The 1,996-nt window shown below is 71.9% G+C and carries 3 protein-coding genes and 1 pseudogene; 1 reads left to right on the forward strand and 3 read right to left on the reverse strand.

Translation table 11 applies throughout. The features are described 5' to 3' along the window. From ACFW2E_RS45915 to ACFW2E_RS45925, 3 genes and pseudogenes are all read right to left on the reverse strand, one after another. Positions 1-203: hypothetical protein (locus ACFW2E_RS45915; RefSeq protein WP_384477880.1), on the reverse strand; the 203-nt coding region annotated here is incomplete at its 3' end. Between the two features lie 223 nt (positions 204-426). Next, complete coding sequence (locus ACFW2E_RS45920; protein WP_384477883.1) at positions 427-915, reverse strand: hypothetical protein; 489 nt, start codon at positions 913-915, stop codon at positions 427-429. A 148-nt stretch (positions 916-1,063) separates the two neighbouring features. After that, positions 1,064-1,267 (reverse strand): annotated as a pseudogene (locus ACFW2E_RS45925) (helix-turn-helix domain-containing protein); the annotation flags it as partial. Between the two features lie 77 nt (positions 1,268-1,344). Here ACFW2E_RS45925 and ACFW2E_RS45930 point away from each other — a divergent pair. Beyond that, a partial coding sequence (locus ACFW2E_RS45930; RefSeq protein WP_384477886.1) for a dienelactone hydrolase family protein occupies positions 1,345-1,996 on the forward strand: 652 nt, incomplete at its 3' end.

A 1,996-nucleotide genomic window follows, 5' to 3' on the forward strand; every position in this document is an offset into this window, starting at 1 on the left:
CCGCCCATGACCTGGGGAGGGTTGGGGAGCAACGACGCCAGATGGTCCCGTACGAATTCCGCCGCTCTCGAGACCGACTCCTCTACGCCCGCCTGGTTCTGGAAGACGCTGGTCGAGACCATGACTCCGTCCCCGGCGTCCACCCAGTAGTACGCCACGAAGCCCGGGATCTCGCGCATGAGCGGCACGAATCCCTCGTTCACGAGGCGTCCCGCCTCGGCCGGATCGGTCACCCCTTGGTATCGCCGAACCGCTGCATACATGGCCGATCCCCTCGCAGGTCTCGCGTTCGTCCTTGCTGGGACGTCGTACCACCTACGAAGGCCCGCCCGGCCACCTGGCACCTGCCCATCACCGGAAGGGCCGCTCGGGGTGACCCGAACGGCGGCGCCCTGGCCGCTCCACCGAGACTGTGCGCAGCGGTCCCTACTGCCCACCGCCGCCGCGCGGGTCAGGGTCCGGGTCGGAATCTGTCGGGGAGTACGTGACCAGGGTCTGGTCGGGATTGTCGGCGATCCGAAGCACGACGTGGGTGTACTCCAGCGGTCCGCGCCTCGGATGGCGCAGCTTCTTCGATCCGCTGCCCACCGTCATGACGTCGTGCCGGGGCCACCACTGGCGGACCTCCTCGCTGTCCCGCTTCAGCTGCTCGATCAACGCCTCGAAGCGGGGATCCTCCGGATGTCTGGCCGCGGCGAGCCGGAAGCGGCCGAGCATGGCACGGGCCTCCGGCTCCCATTCGAGGTACACCTCGCGGGCACGCGGCGCGGTGAACATCCAGCGCACGAGGTTGCGCTCGTCCGCGGGCAGCCCGTCCCAGTCGGTGAACAACTCGCGGGCGGCGGGGTTCGAGGCCAGCACATCCCAGCGGCGGCCCTTGACGAACGTGGGCGATGGCTCGAGCCGCCGGACCACGGCGACCACCCCCGGGCTCGACCCACTCGGCCGGCGCCGCGCCGGCGCCGGTGTCGGCCGGGTCCTCCCGGCCGCGGGCCAGCACCCGCAGATACTGCCGTTCGGCACGGGACATCCGCAGCGCGTCGGCCAGCGCCTCCAGCACCTGGTCCGAGGGCCGCACCGGACGCCCCTGCTCCAGGAACGTGTAGTAGGTGACGGACACATTGGCCAGCAGCGCGACCTCCTCGCGGCGCAGCCCCGCCGTACGCCGGCGGCCTCCGGCAGGCAGGCCGACATCTCCGGGGCGCAGGCGCTCACGCCGCGATCGGAGTAGCTGTCCCAGTGCGCGCGAATCTCCGGTTGCCGACATGCCGCCAGCCTAGTCATGCCATTACCAGTAAAGAGGTGCGCTGGTTACCACCTCCGGCGTCAACCATGCTGAGCTTCATGACGATCACTTCGGAAACCATCACGGTGCCCGTGGCCGACGGCACCGGCATGCATGCCTACCTGGCCCGGCCGGCCGGCCGCGTTGCCCCGGTCGCGGTGGTGGTGGCGCACGAGCTGTTCGCGGTGAATCCGGACATCCGCGGTGTGGCCGACGACCTGGCGGAAGCCGGCTACCTGACCCTCGCACCGGAGTTCTACCACCGGCACGCCGACCCCGGCCGCTGGCTCGAGCGCACCGACGCCGGGCGCGAGGAGGGGTTCGCCCTGCTGCACCAACTGCACCGGGAGGAGGCCCTGGCCGACGTGGCGGCCTGCCTGAACTGGCTGGGCGCACAACCGGGCATCCAGCGGACGGCGGTGATCGGATTCAGCGCCGGCGGCCATCTGGCCTACCTGGCGGCCTGCCGGCTGCCGGTCAGCCGCACCGCGGTCCTTTACGCCGGCTGGCTGCCGACCACCGACATCCCGATGAGCCGGCCCACGCCCACACTCGACCTGACCCCCGGGATCAGCGGCCGGATCGTCTACCTCGTCGGCCAGGACGACGCCCTGGTCGACGCGGACCCCCGCGGGCCGCGACCCGGCGCCCGGGGGCGGGCGCGCGCCCCCGACCGACGGGGGGGGGGACCCCGAGTCGGCCACCCCGGGT

This window comes from Streptomyces sp. NPDC058964 (genome assembly GCF_042741275.1).
GTDB lineage: Bacteria > Actinomycetota > Actinomycetes > Streptomycetales > Streptomycetaceae > Streptomyces.